Annotated in this window: 4 protein-coding genes; all 4 read left to right on the plus strand. The window is 54.2% G+C overall.

Features of this window, described 5'->3' with window-relative positions; genetic code table 11:
* On the plus strand, positions 1 to 241 hold a 241-nt coding region (locus QVO97_RS06135; protein WP_288189143.1), incomplete at its 5' end, for an NAD(P)/FAD-dependent oxidoreductase.
* Positions 238 to 1920, plus strand: a complete 1683-nt coding sequence (locus QVO97_RS06140; RefSeq protein ID WP_022359501.1) for an NAD(P)/FAD-dependent oxidoreductase — start codon at positions 238 to 240, stop codon at positions 1918 to 1920. The genes QVO97_RS06135 and QVO97_RS06140, both read left to right, overlap by 4 nt.
* A complete protein-coding gene (locus QVO97_RS06145; protein ID WP_022359502.1) occupies positions 1901 to 2128 on the plus strand; it encodes a DUF896 domain-containing protein in 228 nt (75 codons plus the stop codon). The genes QVO97_RS06140 and QVO97_RS06145 overlap by 20 nt, the downstream gene beginning before the upstream one ends.
* Before the next feature lie 16 nt (positions 2129 to 2144).
* Positions 2145 to 2641: 5-formyltetrahydrofolate cyclo-ligase (locus tag QVO97_RS06150; protein ID WP_288189146.1), on the plus strand; the 497-nt coding region annotated here is incomplete at its 3' end.

The following is a 2641-nucleotide window of genomic DNA, read 5'->3' on the forward strand; positions in this document are numbered from 1 at the left end:
CTGCCGGTTTGAGGTCAGCGTGAACGGTACAAATTCCTTTGAACAGGCACAGATCTGCTGCGGCGGCGTCGATGTGCGGGAGGTTGACGCACAGACGATGGAATCGAAGAGAGTAAAAGGGTTATATTTTGCCGGGGAGATTCTGGATGTCGATGGCATCTGCGGCGGTTATAATCTCCAGTGGGCGTGGAGCAGCGGCGCAGCAGCTGGAAAATGTGCTGGAAGGGAGTCAGATAAATGATACGAGTAAATCAGGTAAAACTGCCGGTCAGCCACAGTGAGGCGGATCTTCGCAAGAAAACTGCCAAAATGATGGGAGTATCGGCAGATCAGATACAGTCGGTGGAGCTGGTGCGCCAGTCTCTGGATGCGCGCAAAAAGCCAGATCTGTACTATTTATATGCATTAGATGTTGCAGTGGCAGGGAAAGAGGCGGCGATTGTCAAACGTGCGCGCAGTGTAAATGTGCAGATCCGAAAGGAAGAGGCGTACCGCCTGCCCGATCCGGGAATAGAGCCGCTTCGGGAACGACCGGTAATCGTGGGCTTTGGTCCGGCAGGTATGTTTTGTGGTCTGATGTTGGCGCGTGCCGGATATCGCCCGCTTATTCTGGAACGGGGGCTGGATGCGGACAGCCGTGCAAAGGCGGTTGCACGCTATTGGACAGATGGAACGCTGGATCCGGAGTGCAATGTGCAGTTCGGCGAGGGCGGTGCCGGTACGTTTTCAGATGGAAAGCTGAATACGCTGGTCAAGGATCCGTCTGGGCGGAATAAGGAAGTGCTGAAAATCTTGGCGCAGGCGGGCGCGGATCCGACGATTACCTATGTGAACAAGCCGCACGTTGGAACGGATGTTCTGCGGACGGTGGTAAAGAATATTCGAAGTGAGATAGAAAGTCTGGGCGGTGAGGTACGGTTTGGCTGCCGTCTGGAAGACTTTGAGACACAGAATGGTCATTTGTGTTCCATCCGCGTCAGTGCCCGTAAAGGCACGTCGGAGGCAGGACGGACGGTGGAGGAGATTCCAGCATCGGCACTGGTGCTGGCGATCGGGCATAGCGCCCGCGATACGTTTGCGATGCTGGCAGAGAAACCGCTCGACATGCAGGCAAAGGCATTTGCTGTGGGACTGCGGATCCAGCACCCACAGACGCAGATCAACTTAAGCCAGTACGGACGGGAAGAAGCCGGGAATCTGGGGGCTGCCAGCTATAAGCTGACGGCACAGACCTCCGGAGGCAGGGGCGTGTATTCTTTCTGTATGTGTCCGGGCGGCTTTGTTGTGGATGCATCCTCAGAGCCGGGACGGCTGGCAATCAACGGCATGAGCAACCATGATCGTGCCGGTGCAAACGCAAACAGCGCCCTGATTGTGACCGTTACACCGGAGGATTTTCCACAGCCGGGCACACTTGGCGGCGTGACGTTCCAGCGTCAGCTGGAGGAAGCGGCATACCGCTGCGGCGGCGGAAAAATCCCGGTACAGCTTTATGTAGATTTCCGGGAAAACCGGATTTCAACGGGATTTGGAGCAGTGACACCACAGTTTGAAGGACAGTTTGCATTTGGAAATCTGCGGGAGGTGCTGCCGGAAGTGCTTTCGGCAGCGATGTTAGAGGGAATGGAACATTTTGGACATGTGATTCATGGCTTTGACCGCGAGGATGCGGTTTTTGCCGGAGTAGAGAGCCGGACCTCCTCGCCGCTGCGGATTCCGCGTGACCACGCGACGATGGAGAGCAGCACGATCGCGGGCATCTACCCATGCGGCGAAGGCGCTGGATATGCGGGCGGCATTACCTCGGCGGCGATGGATGGGATGAAGACGGCAGAGGCAATTATCGCGAAGTATGCTATCCCCAAAATTAAAACAAGCATTATAAGAGGAGAAATGATAGATGAAACAGGAAAGAATTGACCGTATTAATACGTTATATCATAAGAGCCAGGCAGTTGGATTGACCGAAGAAGAGAAAAAAGAGCAGGCAGCGCTTCGGAAGGAGTACATTGAGTCAATCCGTGGAAATATGCGAGGACAGTTAAATTCGATACTGATTAAAGAGAAAGACGGTTCTATTACGGATCTGGGTAAGAAATACGGCGGCGTTACGGATACGAAGAATTAATTGAAGGGTAGAAGAGATGGTTATTCATTCATCTGGATCGCAGATATCAAAACAGGAGATTCGCGCATATGTCCTTCAAAAACGCCGGACTCTGCTGCCAGAAGAAAAACAACGATGGGATGAGGCGTTGTTAGAACGTCTCCACCCCCTCTTTCCATCAGCTGGGACGGCAGTGTATGCCTATACGAGTGTGCGCGGTGAGGCAAGTACGGAATATTTGATTGACGAGCTGTTAAAGCGCGGCTGCCGGGTAGCGCTGCCGCGGGTGTTTGGGCGTGAGATGCGTTTTTTCTATGTCACAGATCGGAGCCAGCTTGTGACGGGGGCATATGGCATCCCGGAACCAGCGGACGGATGTCAGGAGGCAGATGCGCCAAAAGCGCTGGTGATCACGCCTGGCGTGGGGTTTTCCAAGGACGGAAACCGCATCGGTTATGGGGCGGGGTATTATGACCGCTTTTTTGCGGCAGAACCGGACCATATGGCGGTGGGACTCTGCTATGGATTCCAGTT

The organism is Clostridium sp. CAG:43 (assembly GCF_000434655.1).
Lineage (GTDB): Bacteria > Bacillota > Clostridia > Lachnospirales > Lachnospiraceae > Otoolea > Otoolea fessa.

Bases quoted from the DNA above. Each gene is read 5' to 3' on its own strand.
- QVO97_RS06145 (WP_022359502.1), top strand. From the start codon at position 1,901: ATGAAACAGGAAAGAATTGACCGTATTAATACGTTATATCATAAGAGC.
- QVO97_RS06140 (WP_022359501.1), top strand. From the start codon at position 238: ATGATACGAGTAAATCAGGTAAAACTGCCGGTCAGCCACAGTGAGGCG.